This window comes from Streptomyces sp. TN58 (genome assembly GCF_001941845.1).
Classification (GTDB): Bacteria; Actinomycetota; Actinomycetes; order Streptomycetales; family Streptomycetaceae; genus Streptomyces.
This window is the reverse complement of record NZ_CP018870.1, coordinates 3700777-3722565: the sequence shown is the minus strand read 5'-3', so window position 1 is coordinate 3722565 and position 21789 is coordinate 3700777. Positions and strand designations below refer to the sequence as shown.

Sequence of the window (21789 nt, the reverse complement as noted above, 5' to 3'; positions counted from 1 at the left end):
TGCCTAGAGGAACGAGTTGATCTCGATCGTCTCGGTGCGGCCGGGGCCGACGCCGATCGCGGAGATCGGGGCGCCCGACATCTCCTCCAGGGCCTTGACGTAGGCCTGGGCGTTCGCCGGCAGGTCCTCGAAGGTCTTGGCCTTGGTGATGTCCTCGGACCAGCCGGGGAGGTATTCGTAGATCGGCTTCGCGTGGTGGAAGTCGGTCTGCGAGTAGGGGAGCTCCTCGACTCGCTTTCCGTCGATCTCGTACGCGACGCAGACCGGGATCTGCTCCCAGCCGGTCAGCACGTCGAGCTTGGTGAGGAAGAAGTCGGTGAGACCGTTCACGCGGGTGGCGTAACGTGCGATCGGCGCGTCGAACCAGCCACAGCGGCGGTCGCGGCCAGTGGTCACACCGCGCTCGCCGCCGATGCGGCGCAGGTCCTCGCCGTCCTGGTCGAACAGCTCGGTCGGGAACGGGCCCGCGCCGACGCGGGTGGTGTACGCCTTGAGGATGCCGATGACCCGGCTGATCTTCGTCGGGCCCACGCCGGTACCGGTGCAGGCGCCGCCCGCGGTCGGGTTCGACGAGGTGACGAAGGGGTAGGTGCCGTGGTCGACGTCGAGCAGGGTGCCCTGGCCGCCCTCGAACAGCACGACCTTGTCCTCGTCCAGCGCGTTGTTGAGGATCAGGGTGGTGTCGGCGACGTACGGCTTGATCTGCTCCGCGTACTGGAGCATCTCCTCGACGATCTGGCCGGCCTCGATGGCGCGGCGGTTGTAGAGCTTCGCCAGGAGCTGGTTCTTGCCCTCCAGCGCCGCCTCGACCTTCTGGGTGAGGATCGACTCGTCGTAGAGGTCCTGGACCCGGATGCCGACGCGGTTGATCTTGTCCGCGTACGTCGGGCCGATGCCGCGACCGGTGGTGCCGATCTTGCGCTTGCCGAGGAAGCGCTCGCCGACCTTGTCGAGGGTGACGTTGTACGGCGTGATCAGGTGCGCGTTGCCGCTGATGAGCAGCTTGGAGGTGTCGATGCCGCGCTCGTTGAGACCGCGGAGCTCGGAGAGCAGGACGGCCGGGTCGACGACGACGCCGTTACCGATGACCGGGGTGCATCCGGGGGAGAGGATGCCGGAAGGGAGAAGGTGCAGCGCGTACTTCTGGTCGCCGACGACGACCGTGTGGCCGGCGTTGTTGCCGCCCTGGTAGCGCACTACATAGTCAACGGATCCACCGAGCAGGTCGGTGGCCTTTCCCTTGCCCTCGTCACCCCACTGAGCTCCGAGCAGCACAAGAGCGGGCACAGGCGTACACCTCTTCCGGATGGGGCATGTCCAAGGTCAGGGGGACGTACGACGATGTACGCGGGCTGAGCCGTCGGACGGGTTGCCCCGGAATAGACGAAGGCCCTGGCGCAATAGCGCAAGGGCCTCTTGCACAAAGATGCTACCCGAGGAAGGACCGAGGTGTCGGCTCCAGAGCCCACCATGAGCGAAGCGGGCGCGCCGGTAGGCGGTCTGCTGGTGCTCGTCGACCCGGTCGCCCGCCGTCTTGACGGCGAGTCCGTGCGGATCGCGAAAGATGTGTTGTCAGCGGGCGCGGCGGCGAAGATCTGCCTCCCGGATTCCCAGGAGGAATTCGCGCGGGCGCTCGCCCGCCGGGGTAATCGGCAGCCGGTGATCGTGGGCGACGACCGGGCCCTGGTGCGGGCCGTGGGGCTGCTGCACCGGGAGCGGGGGCTGGGCGAGGGCGCGCTGGCGCTGGTCCCGGTGGGGCCGGCGGGCTCCCTGGCGCTGGCGAGGTCCCTTGGCCTGCCCGATTCGGCCGTCGCGGCGGCCCGCGCCGTGCTCGACGGCTCGGTGCGCATGTGTGACCTCCTGGTCGACGACAGTGACGGGGTGGTGCTCGGCGGGCTGCGGATTCCGCCGCTGCGGGGTCCTGAGCGTGCGGTTCCCCGGCCGGCCGGGCCGTCGGTGTGGAGCGCGTACCGCTCGCTGGTACGGACGCTGGCCCGCCCGGTGGCGGCGGCGGGCGGTGCGGGCGGCGGCCACCACCGGCTGCGGGTGGAGGCGGACGGGGTGCTGCTGGCCGATGTGGACCAGCCCGTGGCGGACGTCTCGGTGCGCACCCGGGGCGACGGGGAGCCGGTGGAGGTCGCGGTGCGCACGGGCGGCGGCTTCGGCGGCTCGACGGTGACGGCCCGGGCGAAGACGGTGACGGTGTCGGGGGCGGACTTCCGCTACCGCGCCGACGGCGAGATGACCGGCCCGGTCCGCCGCCGTACGTGGACGCTCCGCCCCGGAGCCTGGACGCTGACCCTGCCCCGCTGACGGCGTCCCCCGCCCCGCACTGCCGAGGTCAGAACTCCACGAGCAGGCGTTCCAGCCCGCGGATGACGTATCCGTCCCGCCACTGCGGCTCCTCGGCCAGCCGTAGCGGCGGGACCCCGTCCGCGAGCAGCGCGCCGAACGACGCCTCCAGCTCCCGCCGCGCCAGCGGTGCCCCCAGGCAGTAGTGGATCCCGGCGCCGAAGGCCAGGTGGGGGTTGTCGGCCCGGGCGAGGTCCAGCGCGTCGGGGTCCTCGAAACGCGCGGGATCCCGGTTCGCGGAACCGAACAGCAGTGCGACTTCAGCTCCGCGGGGGATCTCGGTGCCGCCCACGCTGATGTCGTCCAGCACCCACCGCTCGAACATCTGCAGCGGAGTGTCGTACCGCATGAGTTCATCCACAGCTGTGGACAACTTCTCGGGATCGCGGCCGCCGGCGCGGAGCGCGGCGAGCTGATCGGGGTTGCGGAACAGCGCCCACCACCCGTTGGCCGTGGTGTTCACGGTGGCCTCGTGCCCGGCGTTCAACAGGAGGACGCACGTGGAGACCATCTCCTGCTCGCTGAGCCGCCCCTCGTCATCGTGGGCGGCGATCAACCCGGAGATCAAATCCTCCCCGGGGCGCGTACGCCGCTCGGCGATCAGCTCCCGCAGGTAGGCGCTGAAGTCGACGGAAGCCCGCACCGCGCGCCTCGCCGTCTCCTCGTCCGGCCGAAGCTCGAACATCCCGCAGATGTCCGCCGACCAGGGCCGCAGCAGCCCGCGGTCCGCCTCCGGCACACCCAGCAGCTCCGCGATCACGGCCACCGGCAGCGGCTCCGCGACGGTGGCGAGCAGGTCCCCGCCCCCGTCCGCGAGCAGCCGGCCCACCAACTCCCCGGCCATCCGCCGTACGGAGGGCACCAGCCGCTCCACCGTCCGCGGAGTGAAGGCCTTCGCCACCAGCCTGCGCACCCGCGCGTGCGCGGGATCCTCCAGGTCCAGCAGGCCGTTGCCGTTGAGCACATGGAACGGCTCGTGCTCCGGCGGCGGCGCCTCCCGCCCGAACTCCTCGTGCGAGAACCGGTGCAGGTAGGTCCGCCCCAGCCGCCGGTCGCGCAGCAGCGCACTCACGTCGGCGTAGTGCGGCACCAGCCACTGCCCGGTGGCCTCACACCAGATGGCCCGCCCCTGCTCCCGCAACTCCCGGTAAGCCGGGTACGGATCGGCGACGAACGCGGCATCCCACGGATCAAAGCCCATCCCCGCAGACTAAGGGGTGTCCGACGGATCAGGCCGGTGTCACCAGCCGGGTCTCATAGGCGAACACCGCCGCCTGCGTCCGGTCCCGCAGGCCCAGCTTCACCAGGATCCGGCTCACATGGGTCTTGATGGTCGACTCCGCCACGATCAGCCGGCCGGCTATCTCCACGTTGGACAACCCCTGCGCGATCAGGATCAGCACCTCCGTCTCCCGCTCCGTCAGCTCACCCACCCCCGCCGGATCCGCCAGCTTGCGCGCCTCTGAGATCTTCGAGAACTCCGCGATCAGACGCTTCGTCACCGAAGGCGCCAGCAGCGCCTCACCGGCAGCCACCACCCTCACCCCGTCCGCCAGTTGACGGGCCGAAGCGTCCTTCAACAGGAATCCGGAAGCACCCGCCCGCAGCGCCTGGTACACGTACTCGTCGAGGTCGAAGGTCGTCAGGACCAGCACCTTCGCGTCCGTGTCCGCGGCCACGATCTCCCGCGTCGCCTCCAGGCCGTTCATCTGCGGCATCCGGATGTCCATCAGCACCACGTCCGGCCGCAGCGCCGCCACCTGGGCGATGGCCTCCCGGCCGTCGACCGCCTCGCCCACCACCTCGATGCCGTCCATGGCGTTCAGCAGTACGGAGAACCCCTCACGGACCATCATCTGGTCGTCGACGATCAGCACCTTGATCGTCATGCCATGCCTTCCCGCGGCTCCGGCTCCGGCTCCGGCTCGGACCGGCCGCGCACCGGTATGAACACCGCGACCTCGTACCCGCCGGACTCCGTCCGCCCGGCCGTCATCTCCCCCTCCAGCATCGCCACCCGCTCCCGCATCCCGGTGATCCCGTGGCCGGCCCCCGGCGAGGGCCGCACATCCCCGGTCGGCGCCTCGTTGACGACCCGTATCCCCAGCCCGCCCAGCACATACGACACCTCCACCCCGGCCGCCGCGCCCGGCGCGTGCCGCAGGGCGTTGCTCAGGGCCTCCTGGATGATCCGGTACGCCGACAGTTCCACGCCCTGCGGCAGCTCCCGCACCGCACCCGTCACCGTCTTCTCCACACTGAGCCCCGCCTCGCGCACATTCGCCAGCAGCCCGTCCAGCGAGGCCAGCGTCGGCTGCGGCGCCTCCGGAGCCTCGTAGTCCGCGGAGCGCACCACACCGAGCACCCGCCGCAGCTCCGTCAGAGCGGCCACCGCGTTCTCCCGGATGGTGGCGAACGCCGCCTCCAGCTCCGGCGGCGGATTCTTCACCCGGTACGGGGCGGCCTCCGCCTGGATCGCCACCACCGACATGTGGTGCGCCACCACGTCGTGCAACTCCCGTGCGATGGTGGTCCGCTCCTCCAGCAGCGTCCGCTTGTCCCGCTCGACGGCCGTGACCTCCTGCTGAGCGGTGACCTCGGCCTTGGCGTGCCGGCGTATCTGGATACTGCTCGCGATCACCAGGGCGAACGCCGAGGTCACCGCCATCACCGGCATGTTCGAGCCCCACTCGCCGGTGAACACCACGGACAGGGCGGTGCCCAGCGCGAGGGTCAGCGCCCACATCCAGGCGGCCACCCGGGGACCGGTCCGCAGCGTGACGAGCACCAGCACCGCGATATAGGAGAAGAAGGCGCCCGGCGTCCACGGCAAGCTGTCGCCGCCGAGAGCGGCCAGCACCACCGTCATCGCGACGGCCGCCCACCAGGCACCCACCGGCCGCACCAGCGTCATCAGGACCGGGGCCGCGGCGATCAGCCCCATGACGAACCGGCCCAGATCGCCCAGGTAGCTCGACTGCCCCTCCGTCGTGAACAGCACCGCCACGAAGGCCAGCGCGCCCACCGCCGCATGCCGCCGCCACGGCGCATACCGGCCTATCCCCTTGGGCAGCCGCCGCGAGAAGCGCCCGGGACCCTCCGCCAAGGGCAGCGGCCGGTAGGCGAAGGCATCGGTGACGAGGTCCTGACGCAGGGTCGCGATCACCTCCGATGCCAGTCGGAATTCAGGCGTCCGGGCTGTCCCCCCGGTGGTCGTCTCGGTCATACGCACAACCTAGGTCCGCGCCGCCTTCGTCCGCGTCGCCGCTGAAGGGGATTTCTCCGGGTCCCTCTCAGGTACTACACGGGTCCGTCAGTAGCCCGCCGGACGGATCAGACCGCTCTCGTACGCGAACACCGCGGCCTGCGTGCGGTCCCGCAGGCCCAGCTTCACCAGGATCCGGCTCACATGCGTCTTCACCGTCTGCTCGGCCAGGACCAGATGCTCGGAGATCTCAGCGTTCGACAGGCCCTGGGCGATCAGCGACAGCACCTCGGTCTCCCGCTCGGTCAGCACGTCGATCCGGGCCACGGACGGCGCGCGCGGCGCCCCGAGCCGGGAGAACTCCGTGATCAGCCGCTTCGTGATGTTCGGCGAGAGCAGCGCCTCGCCGGCCGCCACCACCCGCACCGCTTCCGCGAGCTGATCGGCCGAGGCGTCCTTCAGCAGGAAGCCGGAGGCACCGGCCCGCAGCGCCTCGTACACGTACTCGTCGAGGTCGAAGGTGGTCAGCACGAGCACCTTCACCGCGGCGCCGGGAACGCGGGTGATCACGGACGTGGCCTCGATGCCGCCCATGCCGGGCATGCGGATGTCCATCAGCACCACGTCCGGGGCCAGCTCGGCGACCTTCGCGACGGCGTCCGCCCCGTCCACGGCCTGCCCCACGACCTCTATGTCGGGCTGGGCGTCGAGAAGCACGGTGAAGCCCTGCCGCACCATCATCTGGTCGTCGGCGATCATCACCTTGATCGGGGTCCTCATGGGGCCTTCTTCGTCTCGTGACCCGCGGCCGGGGCGTGGCCGGCCTGCCGGTTCTGGGGATCTGTCGGAAGCACTGCGCTGACCTCGTACCCGCCGTCGGGGCGGGGTCCGGCGGCCAGTTCACCGCCCAGCATGCCCGCCCGCTCCCGCATCCCCAGCAGCCCGTGCCCCGCCCCCTGTGAGGGCGGGGCCGGCCGGGACGGCGCGCTGTTGGCGACGCACAGGTGCAGTTCGCGCGGCCCGTACGCGACCCCGACCTCCACCTGCGAACCGGGCGCGTGGCGCAGGCAGTTGCTCAACGCCTCCTGCACGATCCGGTACGCGGTGAGCTCCACGCCGGGCGCCAAGGTCCGCCGGATGCCCGCGACCGCGGTGGTGACGTCGAGCCCCGCGCCGCGCACGTTGTCCACGAGGGCGTCCAACTCGGCCAGGGTGGGCTGCGGATGCTGAGGCGCCGCGGGATCTCCGGGCTGCTCGGAGCGCAGCACGCCCAGTACCCGCCGCAACTCCGTGAGGGCATCCAAGGCGTTCTCCCGGATGCCCGCCAGGTTCTCCTTGAGTTCCTCCGAAGGGTTCTCCACGAGGTGCGGGGCGACCTGCGCCTGGATGGAGATCACCGACATGTGGTGTGCGACGACGTCGTGCAGCTCGCGGGCGATGCGGCTGCGCTCCTCCAGCACGGTGCGCCGGGCGCGCTCCTCGGCGGTGAGGGTCTCCTGCTCGACCAGTTCGCCGCGGGCCAGCCGCAGGGCGCGCAGCGCGTACCCGAGGAGCCCGACGAAGCCGAAGAGGACGGTGACCGCCATGGAGGAGATCTGGCTTCCGTCCGGATGGAGGGTCAGCTCGGCCGCCCCGGTGAGGGCGACGGAGATGCCGACGACCCATATGGTCACCCGCGGCGGCACCCGGAGGGCGACCAGCAGCAGCACGGGCGCGAACGCGAACATCCCGCCGGGTGTCCAGGGCCAGGTCTGGCCCTGCCCGACGTGGCCGTGGATCATCCAGGCGATCCAGCCCGCGGTGAACAGGGCGAGCCACCAGGCGGCGATCGGGCGGAACATGGCCAGCCAGATGGACAGCCCGGTCAACAGCGCCACGGCCAGCGGGGGGCCGCCCTTGACGTGGTAGTGGTCCATGAGCTGCTCGGTGGTGAGGAACCCGAAGAACACGGCGGCATAGGCGACGAATACGTGCGGCAGCCGGGCCAGCCACCGGGGTCTGGCCATCCTGGGGAGCGGATCGCGCCGCATCGTGGTCAGCTCCAGAGCCAACGCCAGACGCGGTCCGGCTCCCGCCGCGGCTTCGGAGGCCTGCGGCTCGGCCGGGTGCACACGCTGATCGTTCACGTCGGCCAGCCTAGGCATGGGTGATCTCCCTGGTGGGACCGCCCGGCACACGGCGGGCGGTGGTGACCGGGACCGGCCGGGGGCGCCGGGTCTGTTCGTGGACGCGGAACGCCGCCCAGCAGAGCCCCAGCGCGGCCGCGAACACCGGAAGCCACACCATCCGGGCCGCCACCCAGCCCACGGAGTCGGGCACGGTGTGCAGTCCGGGAAGGTCGGCCGAGACCAGCAGCCCCGAGGCGGTCACGGCCATCATGGCGGTCTGGTGCCAGAGGAAGACCGTCATGGCGGACAGGTTCAGCAAGGCCACCTTCGCCCAGGCCGACGGCCGCGCCATGAGCCGGGCCAGCCGGTCGCGGACCAGCAGGGCCAGCCCGCACTGGGCCAGTCCGAACGCGACCGCGGCGAGGGTCGGCGGGTTCAGGTTCGACACGGCCGCTCCCGGCACGCCCACCATGGACGCCGGATAGCCGCCCCACAGGACCAGCGATGCGGTGGCCGCGGCGCCGGCGCCGACCAGAAGCCAGAGCCGGCCGCGCCCGGCGAGGGATCCGCGCGCCCACGCGGCGCCCAGAGTGAAGGGCACGAGCCAGCCCGCGGCCACGTTGACCCAGCCGATCCACTCGGGCCCGCCCGCTCCGAAGCGCCACAGGTCGATCCCCGCCACCACGGCGGCCGGCCACAGCGGACTCAGCCGGGCCACGACCGGGGTCGCGGCGGTGAGTACGGCGAACACCACCAGGAACCACAGCGGCGACAGGACCAGCTTGACCAGCGTCCGCACCGTGTCGACTCCCGCCCCGCCGAGGAGCATCCCGCCCGCGACGACGGTCCACAGGACGAGCACCGCGGCGACCGGCCGGAACAGCCGGCCCAGCCGCTGCCCGACCCAGGCCCCGTACGAGACACCCCGCTCACGCGCCGAGGCGTACCCGACGACGGCGACACGGCCGCCGACCAGGAAGAAGACGGCCAGTGTCTGGAACACCCAGGACACCGGCGCCAGCCAGGGCAGCTGCACCAGTGGGCTGGTGACGCGCAGACCGCCGTCGGCGGCCGTCAGGGAGGTGACGAGCCAGTGGCCCAGCACCACCCCGAGGATCGCGAGGGCCCGGAGCGCGTCCACGGCCCGGTCCCGGCCGGCCGGCGTGGCCGCGTCGATGCCCGCCGCCAGCGCGGCCCAGCGGGCGCGGAGCTCAGGCATGGGAGGCCCCCTGGGAGGGAGCAGTACCGAGGACGATCGCGGCCAGGGCGTCCAGGGAACCGCTTCCCGCCTTCAGGTAGTCGCTGTGGCCGCCGCCTCCGGCGGCGAAGCTCCGGGCCCCGAAGGCGGGATCGACCGGGTCGGTGCCGAAGCCGACCCCGCCGAGCCGGACATGTGGCACGCCGGATATCCAGTCGGCGTCGCCGCGCCCCGCCCATACCCGGGCGCCGGTCGACAGCTCCCGGACGGACCCGGCCCCCGTGCCCGGACTGCCGTACAAGGCCATGTCGCCGACGGCGGGGCCCGTCCGCGTCCGGGCGCAGACGACGGAGCCGTAGGAGTGGCAGAGCAGCGACAGCCGGGATCCGGGCGCTGCCATGTCCCGCAACCGCTCCAGGAAGGGCGCCAGTTCGGCGGCTGCCTCGTCGGCCCTGCCGGCGGTCAGCACGGTCGTGCTGACCGTTCCGGGAGTGTCGTACCCGAGCCAGGCGACCACGGCGGAACGCGGATTCCCCGCCTGGAGACGCTGCTGGAGGGCTATCGCCCCGGACCGGAACCTCTCGTACGTATCGAGGGTGGTGTCGGAGCCGGGCACCAGGACGGCGATCCGCTCGGCGGTCTCCAGCTCGCCGAACACCTCGACGGCCCGGCCCCGGCCGCGTCCGTCGAAGGCGAGGAACTGCGCCGTGCCGCCCGCCGCCATGTCCCGCAGCCGGCCGGCCCGGCCGGGGCGGCCGGCGGCCTGCGCCATCCGGACCGCCTCGGCGAGGTTGTCGCGGTTGGCGGCATACCGCTCCTCGGGCGGGGCGGCCTCGGCGAACGCGGCGGGCGCCGGCGCGGGAGCCTCTGCGGAGGCGGCGGCGGACACCGGGACGACCACGGCCGCCGCGACCAGCGACGCCAGCAGCGCCCGGCGCAGCCGCCCACCCCGCGCCCGAGCTCCCGCCATCCCGGACCCGCACAGCACTCCGCTCGCGCCGACTCCGCCGGCCGCCCCCGCAGCCCGGGCCGCCCCCGCAGCGCGGGCCGTACCCGCCGCCCGTGTCGTCGCAGCCGCACGCGCACTCGCAGCTGCCGTGGCCGTGGCCGTCGCCGTCTTCATGGTGTGTCCCCCGTGGTCCGGAAGGGTCGTCAGTGCCCCTCTCCACCACAGAAGTTAGGAATCCGGACCTTTCATCGGCGTCCCGCCGCAGAGCCGTGTTCGCGCGTAGCTCTCAGGTATGACGGGGGATACTTCGGAGGCACCCCGCCCCGCCCCGCCGCGCTCGGAGCGGGGTCCTGACGGGGTCGGTTCCCCGCTTGCCGACCTCGACACGAGCCGTGCCGGTCACCGCCTGCGGTAGTCGAGCGGGGGACTTCCACCGCCCGCGAGCTCCCTGCGCAGGGCGCCGTCGGGCAGCAGCCGGAGCCTGCTCCGGCTGCCCGCCGTACAGGTCGGCGGGGCGCCCGAGGTGACGGTGGAGGCGTCCAGCTCCACGGGGTCGGTGGCGCTGCGCAGTGCGGCGGTCCATGCACAGGCGAAACCGGGGTCCTGCACGGCCAGGGACATCACCTGCTCGCCGATGCCGCCGGGGGCGAGGGTGAGCCGCCAGATCTGGCTGCCACGGACGGCCTGCCAGCTGCCGACGTACTCCTCGGGCAGCCTGCCGGCCCCCGGCGGCGAGGCCGGCGCGGACCCCACGACGGAAGCGGAATCGGAAGCCGAAGCGGAAGCTGCAGCGGCCGGCGGGCCCGATGCGCCCGCCGCCGGTGTACGGGAACTCGTGACGGGCGGTCGCGGATCCTCCGCCCCGCTCATGACCGCGTAGACGGTGCCGGCCGACAGGCCCCCGACGACAGCGGCGACGGCGAGGAGCAGGGCAGTGGGCGCCGTCCGGGGCCGGGGCAGAGGTTCCGGTTCCGGCGGCGGGCACGCGGAGTAGGAGGGCGGCAGCATCGGCGGCGCCGGCACCGCACGGTCCGGCCCGGCGTCCTCACGGTCCAGCAGCCGTACGGCGTGCCGCCCGAGCCCCGCCACCAGCGGGGTCGGCAGCCAGGGCTCCAGGGCCCTCCCGTCGGCCACGGTGCCGTCGGCGCCGACCCGGGCCAGTACCTCGGCGGGCCCCGGCCGCGCCGCCGGATCCGGGTGCAGACAGTCCCGTACGAGGTCCAGCAGCTCGGCCGGTACGCCGGCCAGGTCGGGCTCCGCTTCGGTGCTGCGCAGCAGAAGGGCGGGAAGGCCGCCCGGCTGCGTCGCGTCCCCGAAGGGCAGCCGGGCGGTGGCCGCGTAGGCCAGGACCGCGCCGAGGCAGAAGACGTCGCAGGCGGTGGTCGCCGGTTCGCCGCGGATCTGCTCGGGGGCCATGAAGCCGGGGGAGCCGATGACTTCGCCGATCCGGGTCAGGCCGGCGCCGTACCCTGCCGGGGCGCGGGCGATGCCGAAGTCGATGACGCGGGGCCCGTCGAGGGTGATCAGCACGTTCGAGGGCTTCAGATCGCGGTGGACGATGCCGGCGCGGTGGATGTCCTGGAGGGCGTGCGCGAGGCCCGCGGCCAGGACCCGTACGGATCGGTCCGGCAGCGGGCCGAAGTCGTGGGCCACGACCCGGCGCAGGCTCGGGCCGGCGACGTAGCCGGTGGCGAACCAGGGGGTCGGCGCCTCGGTGTCGGCGTCGAGGACCGGGGCGGTCCACTCGCCGCCGACCCGCCGGGCCGCGTCGACCTCCTGGCGGAACCGGATGCGGAACTCCTCGCGGGCGGCGAGCCCGAGGTGGACGAGCTTGACCGCGACGGTGCGGCCGCGGTCGGAGCGGGCGAGGTAGGCCTGGCCCATGCCTCCGGCGCCGAGCCGTGAGAGCAGGCGGTAGGGGCCGATGCGGTGCGGGTCGTGCGGATGCAGTTGTTCCATGGCCGGGTGGTCCTCCCCCTGCTGGCCGAACAGCTCCGCTGGGAAGGACGGCGGGGGGCGCCCGCCGGTTGCCCGCCGGCGGGCGCCCCCGCGGTCCGAAACCGGAAGGAAGGCCAAGCCGGGCCAGCCGGAAAGGCCGGGCCGGGCAAGCCCGAACGCCGGAAAGGCCGGACGGGGCCGAACCCGGCACGCGCCGGACAACCCCGAGCCGGCCCTTCAGGGGGTGTGCGGCGGATCAGGGCCGGGCCTCGGGCTGTCCGCCCCTGACCCGCCGGCCACCCCCTAAGCCGGCTCACCCGGTGCGGCAGCAACCCCTTGAGCGGCGACATCCCCTTGAGCGGCGGCGTCCCCCGGGTCGTCCATGTCCGCCGGGTCGCGCGGCGCGGGCAGGGTGTCCAGCGCCGCGGCGAGGCGCTCCAGCGCCCGGACCGTCTCCGCGAAGGCCGTGTCGCCCAGTTCCGCCGCGAGGCGGGCGGCCATCGCCGCGTGCCCCGGGCCGATCCGGTCCACAGCCGCGCGGCCCTCCTCCGTCGGCCGCAGCAGCTTCGCCCGCCGGTGGGCGGGGTTCGGCGCGTACTCCGCGAGGCCCTTGGCGACGAGCAGGTCCGCGATGCGCTGGACGCTCTGCCGGGTGATTCCCATGCTCCGGGCGATCCCCGCGACGGGCAGCGGCTCCCGCAGCACCGCTCCCAGCACCTGCCACCAGGCGGCGGTGAGCCCGGCCGGCCGTGCCAGCTCCTCGGAGAGGGAGAGGAACTGGCCGTTCAGCCGGAACACCCCGAGCGCGGTGCGGCTCAGCAGGTCCTGCCGGGTGGTGCGGGCCGCCCCGGCGGCCGTCAGCGGCTCAGGCATCGCCCGCCGCCGATGCCGCCATCAGGACCGGGTACGCACTCTCGTCCGAGTCGTGGAAGAGGCCGTACCAGGCGTCCAGTACGTCCGGCTTGTAGACGCCCAGGCGGGCGAAGACCTCGCGGGCGAAGGCGACCGGCTCCGTCGGGCCCGCCGTGATCAGGTCCCCGTCGGTCACCGCGTCCGCCTCGACGTAGCGCTCGGCGCCGCCGTAGCCCGGCTGCTCCGCCAGATAGAAGGAGACCCCGCTGGTGTGGGCGCGGTCGTCCAGCAGGCCCTCGCGGGCGAGGCCGGCGGTGGCCCCGCAGATCGCCGCCACCGGCACCCCGGCGGCCAGGAACTCCCGGGCCTTCGCCGCGAAGGGCGCCAGCTCGTCGCCGGTGTCCCACAGGGAGGCGCCGGTGAGGATCAGCAGCGAGGAGTCCTCCGGTCGCAGATCGGCGAGACCCAGGTCAGGCTGGATGCGGATGCCGCCCATGGTGGTGACGGGCGCGTCTGCGGCGGGGCCGACCGTCCGCACGACGTGGCCGCGCTGGGTGAGGTGCGCGGTGGTGTGGCCGGTCTCCCAGTCCGCGTAGGTGTCGTAGACCGCGAGGTGGACGGGCTTGTGTGCGGCGGTCTCGCTCATGGTGTGTCGCCTCCAGCGTCGGTGGTGCCAGGTGCCTGCGGCGCTCGCGGTGGGGTCCGAGCAGGCCAGGACGGGTCTGTAGGGACGGTCCGGTGGTCGGGCGGCTCTGCCGAGAAAAGCGCCTATGACAAGAGACTGTCATATCGACAGAATGCTGTCAAGATGTGGAGCGGGCCCTTCAGGGGCGCGGACAGACTGCCGAGACCGGACCGCCACCCCCAGACAGTCCGCCGATATCCCTCCCCACCTGCGCACTTCTAGCGTGTCGCCATGACCCCTCATGTCGCGCCGCACGCCTCGCAGCCCCAGCACGCCCCGCAGCCCCAGCACGCCCCGCGTGCCTCGCACACCCTTGCCGCCGTGAAGGACGCGGACCGCAAGCACGTCTTCCACTCCTGGTCCGCCCAGGCCCTGATCGACCCGCTCGCCGTCGCGGGGGCCGAGGGCTCCTACTTCTGGGACTACGAGGGCAAGCGCTACCTCGACTTCTCCTCCCAGCTGGTGAACACCAACATCGGCCACCAGCACCCCAAGGTCGTCGCCGCGATCCAGGAGCAGGCCGCCCGGCTCTGCACCCTCGCGCCCGGCTTCGCCGTCGACGTGCGCTCCGAGGCCGCACGCCTCATCGCCGAGCGGACCCCCGGCGACCTGGACAAGATCTTCTTCACCAACGGCGGTGCCGAGGCCGTCGAGAACGCCGTCCGCATGGCCCGTCTGCACACGGGTCGCGCAAAGGTGCTCTCCACCTACCGCTCCTACCACGGCGCCACCGCCGCGGCGATCAACCTCACCGGCGACCCGCGCCGCTGGCCGTCCGACACGGCCGCCGCCGGCGTCGTGCACTTCTGGGGCCCCTACCTCTACCGCTCCGCCTTCCACGCGACCACCGAGGCCGAGGAGTGCGAGCGCGCCCTCGCGCACCTCGCCGACACCATCGCCTTCGAGGGCCCGCAGTCCATCGCGGCGATCATCCTGGAGACCGTCCCCGGCACCGCCGGCATCATGGTCCCGCCCGCCGGCTACCTCGCGGGCGTCCGCGAGCTCTGCGACCGCCACGGCATCGTCTTCATCCTCGACGAGGTCATGGCCGGCTTCGGCCGGACCGGCACGTGGTTCGCCGCCGAGCACTGGGGCGTCACCCCCGACCTGATCACCTTCGCCAAGGGCGTCAACAGCGGCTACGTGCCGCTCGGCGGCGTGGCCATCTCGGGCGCCATCGCCGAGACCTTCGCCACACGCCCGTACCCGGGCGGTCTGACGTACTCCGGCCACCCCCTGGCCTGCGCCGCCGCTGTCGCGACGATCAACGCGATGGAGGAGGAGGGAGTCGTCGAGCACGCCGCCCACCTCGGTGAGAACGTGCTCGGCCCGGCGCTCGCCGAGCTCGCCGAGCGCCACCCGTCGGTCGGCGAGGTCCGCGGCCTGGGCGCCTTCTGGGCCCTGGAGCTCGTACGGGACAAGGGGACGCGCGAGCCGCTCGTCCCGTACAACGCGGCCGGTGCGGACAACGCCCCGATGGCCGAGTTCGCGGCGGCCTGCAAGGCGTCCGGGCTGTGGCCGTTCGTGAACATGAACCGCACCCACGTGGTCCCCCCGTGCACTGTCACGGAGGCGGAGGCGAAGGAGGGCCTGGCCCTGCTGGACGAGGCGCTGACCATCGCCGACCGCCACACCACCGCCTGAACCGCCTGATCCGACTGAACCGCCTGAACTGCCTGAACCGCCTGACACGGCGGCCCGACGGCGGTCAGTCGCGGTCGGGTGGCGGTGGCCGGTTCACGCCGGTGTGATTCTCGTCTTCACAGCAGGTCGGATCCACACATAACCACCACCAACCGTCCGGTTTCGGCCTCGCTGTCTGGCCTATGGTGTCCAGAGCTCTACGACAGGAGACGGACCCCTATGCCAGGCAGCGGCGCTGTCACCCGCAACACACTTCGCCAGCAGATCGCGGACGCGCTGCGTGACGAGGTGCTCGCGGGACGCCTGCCTCCGGGGACCGAGTTCACCGTCAAGCAGATAGCCGAGCAGTACGAGGTCTCCGCGACTCCGGTCCGCGAGGCGCTCGTGGACCTCTCGGCGCAGGGGCTCCTCGAACTGGTCCAGCACCGCGGCTTCCGCGTGCGGATCCTCACGGTCGACGACTTCCGCGGAATGATCGAAGCCCGTGCGCTGGTCGTGGACGGAATCTTCCGCCGCCTCGCCGAGCGGGGCACCGCCCCCGGCTCCGGCGAGATGCTGGTGTCGGTGCGCCGCCGGGGCGAGGAGGCGCGCAGGGCGGCCGAGAGCGGCTCCCTGGAAGTGCTGATCGGCTACGACCTGCGCTTCTGGCGGGAGCTGAGCGGGCTGGTGGCCAACCCCTACATCACCGAGTTCCTGCACCGCATCCGCGTGCAGTGCTGGGTCTTCGCCGTCCCCCACCTCCAGCGCGAGGAGCAGCTGCGCGACGCGCTCTGGGACGGGCACAGCGCCCTGGTGGACGCCGTGACGCTGGCGGACGCCGACGCGGTACGCCGCATCGTGCAGGGGTACAACGAGCACGCGCTGGCCTGGGCCGCCCGCCTCTGACCGGGGGTGCGCCGCGTCCCGTAGTTCTGCGCACCCCTTCGCGGAGGGTGTTCGGCGCACTACGCTGGCCGCATCGGCGACAACGACTGATCGGAGGCCGAGTGGCCTGTGACCTGTGGCTGGTCCCCCTTGTCGACGTGCTGTGCCACAGCCCCGACAACCCCTTCGCGGAAGAGATCGCCTCGTACGACAAGGCGCTGGGTGAGGCCGGACTCCCGTCCGTGCCCGTGTTCGCGTACATGCCGGGTCTGAGCGGGGACGTCGCCCCGGTCGCCGGTTTCGACTACGACGCCCTGCATTTCCTGAGACGGGCCTACCTGCTCCAGCTCTGCGGCCTGCCGGTGACCCCGGTGGACGAGCTGGGCGGGGACTACGAGCAGCTGCTGGAGATGTTCGAGCCCACCGCGCAGCAGTCGCACCTGGTGTGGCACTACGACCACGCGGGCGCCTACGTGCCGGTCGACTTCGCGGTGCCGCTGGCGAACGAGGAGCTGCTGGCCGGAGGCGGGCCGCTGGGGTCCGCGCAGGGCCTGCTGCGGGAGCTGCTGTTCGTCGCCCCCGCCATCGGGATAGACCCCGGGAACCCGCCCGCGGCGCCGGCGCCGCCGGGGCGGCCGACAGCGCTGGAGGAGCCCGCGGGACCGATCCCGTACGACGGCAGCCCCTTCGCCCGTGAGCGGCACGTCTGGCTGGGACTGCACGCGGCGGCGACGCGCAGTCTCGGACAGGGCTCGATGATCATCTTCAGCTGACCGGCGGGCGGGGCGACAGCGTCCCGCCCCCGCGGCCGGATCAGCGCGGCTGCTCCGGCGGCCGCTGGCGCGGCATGTTCGGGCGGGTGCCCGGCGGCAGCGGGAAGCGGGCCGGCGGCACGTACGGGTCCGCGCGGCCCCCGGAGGCCCCCAGCGACTGCATCACCAGCGGTGCCGGGCCGGACCGGAACTCCACCATCCAGTCCGCCGTCTCGGACCGCACCAGCTCCGTGATGTCCTCGGAGAAGCGGCGCAGCACGGTCAGGCACCGCTCGGCGGCCTCGCTGGCGGTGCCCTCGGTGGGGCCGAGCACCTCGCGGACGTTCTCCGACGCCCAGTCGAACTGGAGGGTCTGGAGCCTGCGCTGCACCGCCTGGGCGGTGGCCACGTCCCGCATCCACCCCGACGTCAGTCCGAAGAACCGGTCGCAGGCCAGCGCGGCCGCGCCCAGCAGCAGCGCCAGGTATCCGTACGTCGACCCGCCCGGCGCCGAGCCCGTCAGCTCCAGGACCGGCATCGCCGCGCCGGTGACGGCCCCCAGGGCAGCGCCGACGCGCAGCACGCGCGCCCCGCGGCGCTTCCACGCCCGGTCGGACAGATACCACTCGGCGGTGCGCAGTGCGTCGGCCTCGACCCGCCGGTAGAGCTCGTCGAGCCGCTCGGCGGGCTCCCCCCAGTCCCCGAGGGGGAAGGGCCGACCGGTCAGGTCGCCCGCCTGCATCGGTCCGCCGCCTTCCTCCCGGGGATCCCGGGGTGGCCCCTCGGGCTGCATCTCCGGCTGGCTCACCCGGCACTCCCTCTGCCTGCGCTGACGTGTGGTGGTGCGCGTGTGCGCAATGATGCGCATGCTCTTCCTACCTTCGAATGGCGGGCGGTGGGCGACGATTCCCGCGTTTTCCGCTCGCAAGGAGGTCTCCATCAGGTACGTGCATGCCCCGACTCTCACTCGAAAGAGTTGGTCCTCTCGGCGTAGGGCGCGGCGCGCGGGGAGCACGTAGGCTCGGATTGACCAAGCGTTCCGCAGGTCTCGGGGCCCCGAAGGACCCGACGGTACCGACGTACGGAAGTGAGTGCCCCGTGATTCCCGGTGGTGGCCAGCCCAACATGCAGCAGCTGCTCCAGCAGGCCCAGAAGATGCAGCAGGACCTCGCCGCGGCCCAGGAGGAGCTGGCGCGGACCGAGGTCGAGGGCCAGGCCGGCGGCGGCCTGGTCAAGGCGACCGTCACGGGCTCCGGCGAGCTGCGCGCGCTGGTGATCGACCCGAAGGCCGTGGACCCGCAGGACACCGAGACCCTCGCCGACCTCGTCGTCGCGGCGGTCCAGGCCGCGGGCGAGAACGCCCAGGCGCTCCAGCAGCAGAAGCTGGGCCCCCTCGCGCAGGGGCTGGGCGGCGGCAGCGGCATTCCGGGCCTGCCGTTCTAGCTGTACCCTCCTGCGTCCCCCGCTCCTCTCCCACAAGACGAAAGAAGGCAGTCCGTTGTACGAAGGCGTGGTCCAGGACCTGATCGACGAACTGGGCAGGCTGCCCGGCGTCGGGCCCAAGAGCGCGCAGCGGATCGCCTTCCACATCCTGCAGGCCGAGCCCACCGACGTCCGCCGCCTCGCGCACGCGCTGCTGGAGGTCAAGGACAAGGTCCGCTTCTGCGCCGTGTGCGGGAACGTGGCGCAGGAGGAGCGGTGCGGCATCTGCCGCGACCCGCGCCGGGACGCGTCGGTCATCTGTGTCGTCGAGGAGCCCAAGGACGTCGTCGCGATCGAGCGGACCCGCGAGTTCCGGGGCAAGTACCACGTCCTCGGCGGCGCGATCAGCCCGATCGAGGGCGTCGGTCCGGACGACCTGCGCATCCGCGAGCTGCTGGCGCGCCTGGCGGACGGCGAGGTGACCGAGCTGATCCTCGCCACCGACCCGAACCTGGAGGGCGAGGCCACCGCCACCTACCTCGCCCGCATGATCAAGCCCATGGGCCTGAAGGTCACCCGCCTGGCCAGCGGGCTCCCCGTCGGGGGAGATCTGGAGTACGCGGACGAGGTCACGCTGGGGCGGGCCTTTGAAGGAAGGCGACTTCTCGATGTCTGACGCAACGCTGCACGCCATCGGCCAGGATCCGGACGACTTCGCCGCCTCGATCGCGGACCAGATCGAGTCGTTCATCGTCGCCGTCACCGAGGTCGCCAAGGGCGAGGACCCCGACAGCGCGGTGCCCTTCCTCCTGCTGGAGGTGTCGCAGCTGCTGCTGGCGGGCGGCCGGCTGGGTGCGTACCAGGACGTACTGCCGGACGAGCGCTACGAGCCGGACCTCGGGCCCGAGCCGGACGTCGACGACCTGCGCGAGCGGTTCGCGATCATGCTGGAGCCGGTCGACGTGTACTCCGAGGTCTTCGACCCCTACGAGCCGCGCAAGGCCCCGGTCGCCCACCGGATCTCCGACGACCTGGCCGACGTGGTCGCGGACCTGCGGCACGGCCTCATCCACCACCAGGCGGGGCGCGTCACGGAGGCCCTGTGGTGGTGGCAGTTCTCGTACTTCACCAACTGGGGCCCGACGGCCTCGGCCACTCTGCGCGCCCTGCAGTCCCTGATCTCGCACGTACGCCTGGACCAGCCGCTGGCGGCGCTGGACGGCCTGGACACGGACGAGGACCTGACCGAGGACGACCTCGCGGAGCAGGCGGGACAGGTGATGGCGCAGGAGCTCGGCGGCCTCGGCCGCAAGTGAGCGTCCGCCGCGGGAACCCGGACTTTGATCTTTTCGTCTCATGATGCGGTACGGGGCGGTCGGATCGCGGGCGCTCGTTAGACTGCACCAGCAATGAGACGGACTGAGCGAGGAGCGCACGTGGGCCTTGTCGTGCAGAAGTACGGAGGCTCCTCCGTAGCCGATGCCGAGGGCATCAAGCGCGTCGCCAAGCGGATCGTGGACGCCAAGAAGAACGGCCACCAAGTGGTCGTGGTGGTCTCCGCGATGGGCGACACGACGGACGAGCTGATCGATCTCGCCGAGCAGGTTTCACCGATGCCTGCCGGACGCGAATTCGACATGCTGCTGACCGCCGGAGAGCGGATCTCCATGGCCCTGCTGGCCATGGCGATCAAAAACCTTGGCCATGAGGCCCAGTCGTTCACCGGCAGCCAGGCAGGCGTCATCACCGACTCGGTCCACAACAAGGCGCGCATCATCGATGTGACGCCGGGCCGTATCCGCACCGCGCTGGACGAGGGCAACATCGCCATCGTCGCCGGTTTCCAGGGCGTGTCCGCGGACTCCAAGGACATCACCACCCTGGGCCGAGGCGGTTCGGACACCACCGCCGTGGCGCTCGCCGCGGCGCTGGACGCCGAGGTCTGCGAGATCTACACCGACGTCGACGGCGTCTTCACCGCGGACCCCCGCGTCGTGAAGAAGGCGAAGAAGATCGACTGGATCTCCTCCGAGGACATGCTGGAGCTGGCGGCCTCCGGGTCCAAGGTGCTGCTGCACCGCTGCGTCGAGTACGCGCGCCGCTACAACATCCCGATCCACGTCCGCTCGTCCTTCTCCGGACTGCCGGGCACCTGGGTCAGCAACGAGAATCCGCAAGGGGACGCGCAGGTGGAGCACGCCATCATCTCCGGAGTCGCTCACGACGTCTCCGAAGCCAAGATCACGGTCGTCGGCGTCCCGGACAAGCCGGGTGAGGCCGCGGCGATCTTCCGCGCCATCGCGGACGCCGAGATCAACATCGACATGATCGTGCAGAACGTCTCCGCGGCCTCGACGGGCCTCACCGACATCTCCTTCACCCTCCCCAAGGCCGAGGGCCACAAGGCCATCGACGCCCTGGAGAAGGCGAAGGCCGCGATCGGCTTCGACTCCCTGCGCTACGACGACCAGATCGGCAAGATCTCCCTGGTCGGCGCCGGCATGAAGACGAACCCGGGCGTCACCGCCTCGTTCTTCCAGGCGCTGTCCGATGCGGGCGTCAACATCGAGCTGATCTCCACCTCGGAGATCCGCATCTCGGTCGTGACCCGCCAGGACGACGTCAACGAGGCCGTCCGCGCGGTGCACACGGCCTTCGGCCTCGACTCCGACAGCGACGAGGCCGTCGTCTACGGAGGCACCGGACGATGACGGCGCCCCGGTCGACCCCGGCTCCGGCACTCGCCGTCGTCGGGGCGACCGGAGCGGTCGGTGCGGTCCTGCTCCGGATGCTGTCCCAGCGGGCGGACGTCTGGGGCGACATACGCCTGATCGCCTCCGCGCGCTCGGCCGGCCGCATGCTGTCGGTCCGAGGGCAGGAGTGCGAGGTGCTCGCCCTCACCGAGGACGCCTTCGACGGCCTCGGGCCGGGCGACGTCGCGGTCCTGCTGACCCCGGCCGAGGTCTCGGCCCGGTGGGCCCCCGTCGTCACCGCGCGCGGCGCGGTCGTCGTCGACCAGTCCGCCGCCTTCCGGGACGATCCCGAGGTGCCGCTCGTGGTGCCCGAGATCAACGCGCACGCGGCACGGATCCGGCCGCGCGGGATCGTCGCCGCCCCGGACACCGTCACCGCGGCGATGGCCGCCTCCCTGGGTGCGCTGCACGCCGAGTACGGCCTGATCGAGCTGGCCGTTTCCACGTACCAGGCGGCCAGCGCCGCCGGCCGGGCCGGCTCCGAGGCACTGCGCCGCCAGCTGTCGCTGGTCGCCGGGACCGTCCTGGGCGAGCAGCCGGGCGACGTGCGCCGTGCCGTGGGCGAGGACACGGGGCCCTTCGCGGCCCCCCTGGCGCTCAACGTCGTACCGTGGTGCGGCGAGCTGGACGAGGACGGCTGGTCCTCGCACGAGCTGGCCGTACGGACGCAGACCCGCCGGATCCTCCAGCTGGAGGCGCTCCCGGTGTCGGTGACGTGCGTGCGGGTGCCGGTGCTGACCGGGGACTCGCTGACGGTGCGGGCCGGCTTCCGCAACGAGGTGAAGGCGGCGCGCGCCCGGGAGATCCTGGAGGCCGCGCCCGGGGTGGTGCTCGTGGACGACCCCGCGGCGGGGGAGTTCCCCACTCCCGTCGACGCTGCCGGGACGGATCCTGCCTGGGTGGGGCGGGTGCGGGCCTCGCTCGACGACCCCTGTGCCCTGGAGTTCTTCGTGTGCGCGGACAATCTCCGCCAGGGGGCGGCGCTGAATGCCACACGGATCGCGGAACTGATCGCAGGTGAATTTGCGTAATTCGCTTTGTAGGATCGGTGCCGATCCCTTGATCAA

At 72.4% G+C, this 21789-nt stretch carries 21 protein-coding genes; 9 read left to right on the top strand and 12 right to left on the bottom strand.

The genetic code is table 11. The annotated features are described in order from the left end of the window. Positions 1 to 3: 3 nt before the first annotated feature. Complete coding sequence (locus tag BSL84_RS16820; protein WP_030027643.1) at positions 4 to 1287, bottom strand: adenylosuccinate synthase; 1284 nt, start codon at positions 1285 to 1287, stop codon at positions 4 to 6. A 183-nt stretch (positions 1288 to 1470) separates the two neighbouring features. Between BSL84_RS16820 and BSL84_RS16815 the strand changes: the two genes are divergently transcribed. After that, positions 1471 to 2313 (top strand): hypothetical protein, encoded by an 843-nt coding sequence (locus BSL84_RS16815; RefSeq protein WP_030027642.1) that lies wholly within the window; start codon positions 1471 to 1473, stop codon positions 2311 to 2313. A 28-nt stretch (positions 2314 to 2341) separates the two neighbouring features. Here BSL84_RS16815 and BSL84_RS16810 read toward each other — a convergent pair whose 3' ends face one another. The 10 genes from BSL84_RS16810 to BSL84_RS16765 all read right to left on the bottom strand — a co-directional run bounded on the left by BSL84_RS16810 (position 2342) and on the right by BSL84_RS16765 (position 13248). Next, a complete protein-coding gene (locus tag BSL84_RS16810; RefSeq protein WP_030027641.1) occupies positions 2342 to 3553 on the bottom strand; it encodes a cytochrome P450 in 1212 nt (403 codons plus the stop codon). Between the two features lie 28 nt (positions 3554 to 3581). Further along, entirely contained in the window at positions 3582 to 4241 is a 660-nt protein-coding gene (locus BSL84_RS16805; protein WP_030027640.1) for a response regulator, read from the bottom strand. Then, positions 4238 to 5578 carry a sensor histidine kinase gene (locus BSL84_RS16800; protein WP_075970653.1) on the bottom strand — a complete coding sequence of 447 codons (1341 nt, stop codon included), beginning with the start codon at positions 5576 to 5578 and terminating at the stop codon, positions 4238 to 4240. Before BSL84_RS16800 ends, BSL84_RS16805 begins: the two co-directional genes overlap by 4 nt. An 87-nt stretch (positions 5579 to 5665) precedes the next feature. Beyond that, positions 5666 to 6337: a response regulator gene (locus BSL84_RS16795; protein WP_030027637.1), complete on the bottom strand. Its 672-nt coding sequence runs from the start codon at positions 6335 to 6337 to the stop codon at positions 5666 to 5668. After that, complete coding sequence (locus BSL84_RS16790; RefSeq protein ID WP_234308292.1) at positions 6334 to 7683, bottom strand: sensor histidine kinase; 1350 nt, start codon at positions 7681 to 7683, stop codon at positions 6334 to 6336. The genes BSL84_RS16795 and BSL84_RS16790 overlap by 4 nt, the downstream gene beginning before the upstream one ends. Positions 7684 to 7693: 10 nt before the next feature. Further along, the gene (locus BSL84_RS16785) at positions 7694 to 8884 is read right to left on the bottom strand and encodes an acyltransferase family protein (RefSeq protein WP_075970652.1); all 1191 of its coding nucleotides are present in this window, start codon (positions 8882 to 8884) and stop codon (positions 7694 to 7696) included. Further along, positions 8877 to 9833 (bottom strand): alpha/beta hydrolase, encoded by a 957-nt coding sequence (locus BSL84_RS16780; protein ID WP_075970651.1) that lies wholly within the window; start codon positions 9831 to 9833, stop codon positions 8877 to 8879. Before BSL84_RS16780 ends, BSL84_RS16785 begins: the two co-directional genes overlap by 8 nt. A gap of 378 nt (positions 9834 to 10211) precedes the next feature. Continuing rightward, positions 10212 to 11771: a serine/threonine-protein kinase gene (locus tag BSL84_RS16775; RefSeq protein ID WP_075970650.1), complete on the bottom strand. Its 1560-nt coding sequence runs from the start codon at positions 11769 to 11771 to the stop codon at positions 10212 to 10214. Positions 11772 to 12053: 282 nt separating this feature from the next. Beyond that, positions 12054 to 12623 carry a MarR family winged helix-turn-helix transcriptional regulator gene (locus BSL84_RS16770; protein WP_079273218.1) on the bottom strand — a complete coding sequence of 190 codons (570 nt, stop codon included), beginning with the start codon at positions 12621 to 12623 and terminating at the stop codon, positions 12054 to 12056. Beyond that, positions 12616 to 13248, bottom strand: a complete 633-nt coding sequence (locus BSL84_RS16765; RefSeq protein WP_045320863.1) for a DJ-1/PfpI family protein — start codon at positions 13246 to 13248, stop codon at positions 12616 to 12618. The genes BSL84_RS16770 and BSL84_RS16765 overlap by 8 nt, the downstream gene beginning before the upstream one ends. 270 nt (positions 13249 to 13518) lie before the next feature. On the opposite strand from BSL84_RS16765, the gene BSL84_RS16760 reads away from it, so the two are divergent. The 3 genes from BSL84_RS16760 to BSL84_RS16750 all read left to right on the top strand — a co-directional run bounded on the left by BSL84_RS16760 (position 13519) and on the right by BSL84_RS16750 (position 16568). Further along, entirely contained in the window at positions 13519 to 14931 is a 1413-nt protein-coding gene (locus BSL84_RS16760; RefSeq protein ID WP_079273217.1) for an aspartate aminotransferase family protein, read from the top strand. A gap of 219 nt (positions 14932 to 15150) precedes the next feature. After that, the gene (locus BSL84_RS16755) at positions 15151 to 15816 is read left to right on the top strand and encodes a GntR family transcriptional regulator (protein ID WP_030036518.1); all 666 of its coding nucleotides are present in this window, start codon (positions 15151 to 15153) and stop codon (positions 15814 to 15816) included. Between the two features lie 101 nt (positions 15817 to 15917). Then, positions 15918 to 16568, top strand: a complete 651-nt coding sequence (locus tag BSL84_RS16750; protein ID WP_030036520.1) for a hypothetical protein — start codon at positions 15918 to 15920, stop codon at positions 16566 to 16568. Between the two features lie 40 nt (positions 16569 to 16608). Here the strand turns inward: BSL84_RS16750 and BSL84_RS16745 are convergent, their stop codons facing one another. Continuing rightward, positions 16609 to 17355, bottom strand: a complete 747-nt coding sequence (locus tag BSL84_RS16745; protein WP_030036523.1) for an SLATT domain-containing protein — start codon at positions 17353 to 17355, stop codon at positions 16609 to 16611. A gap of 290 nt (positions 17356 to 17645) precedes the next feature. Between BSL84_RS16745 and BSL84_RS16740 the strand changes: the two genes are divergently transcribed. From BSL84_RS16740 to BSL84_RS16720, 5 genes are all read left to right on the top strand, one after another. Next, a complete protein-coding gene (locus BSL84_RS16740; RefSeq protein ID WP_075970649.1) occupies positions 17646 to 17990 on the top strand; it encodes a YbaB/EbfC family nucleoid-associated protein in 345 nt (114 codons plus the stop codon). A gap of 55 nt (positions 17991 to 18045) precedes the next feature. After that, positions 18046 to 18645 carry a recombination mediator RecR gene (gene recR / locus BSL84_RS16735; RefSeq protein ID WP_045320862.1) on the top strand — a complete coding sequence of 200 codons (600 nt, stop codon included), beginning with the start codon at positions 18046 to 18048 and terminating at the stop codon, positions 18643 to 18645. Beyond that, the gene (locus BSL84_RS16730; RefSeq protein WP_030036530.1) at positions 18638 to 19285 is read left to right on the top strand and encodes a DUF5063 domain-containing protein; all 648 of its coding nucleotides are present in this window, start codon (positions 18638 to 18640) and stop codon (positions 19283 to 19285) included. The genes recR and BSL84_RS16730 overlap by 8 nt, the downstream gene beginning before the upstream one ends. Before the next feature lie 120 nt (positions 19286 to 19405). Further along, on the top strand, positions 19406 to 20680 hold the full coding sequence (locus tag BSL84_RS16725) for an aspartate kinase (RefSeq protein ID WP_030036534.1): 1275 nt from the start codon (positions 19406 to 19408) through the stop codon (positions 20678 to 20680). Beyond that, the gene (locus BSL84_RS16720) at positions 20677 to 21753 is read left to right on the top strand and encodes an aspartate-semialdehyde dehydrogenase (protein WP_030036536.1); all 1077 of its coding nucleotides are present in this window, start codon (positions 20677 to 20679) and stop codon (positions 21751 to 21753) included. The genes BSL84_RS16725 and BSL84_RS16720 overlap by 4 nt, the downstream gene beginning before the upstream one ends. The last annotated feature ends 36 nt before the right edge of the window (positions 21754 to 21789 follow it).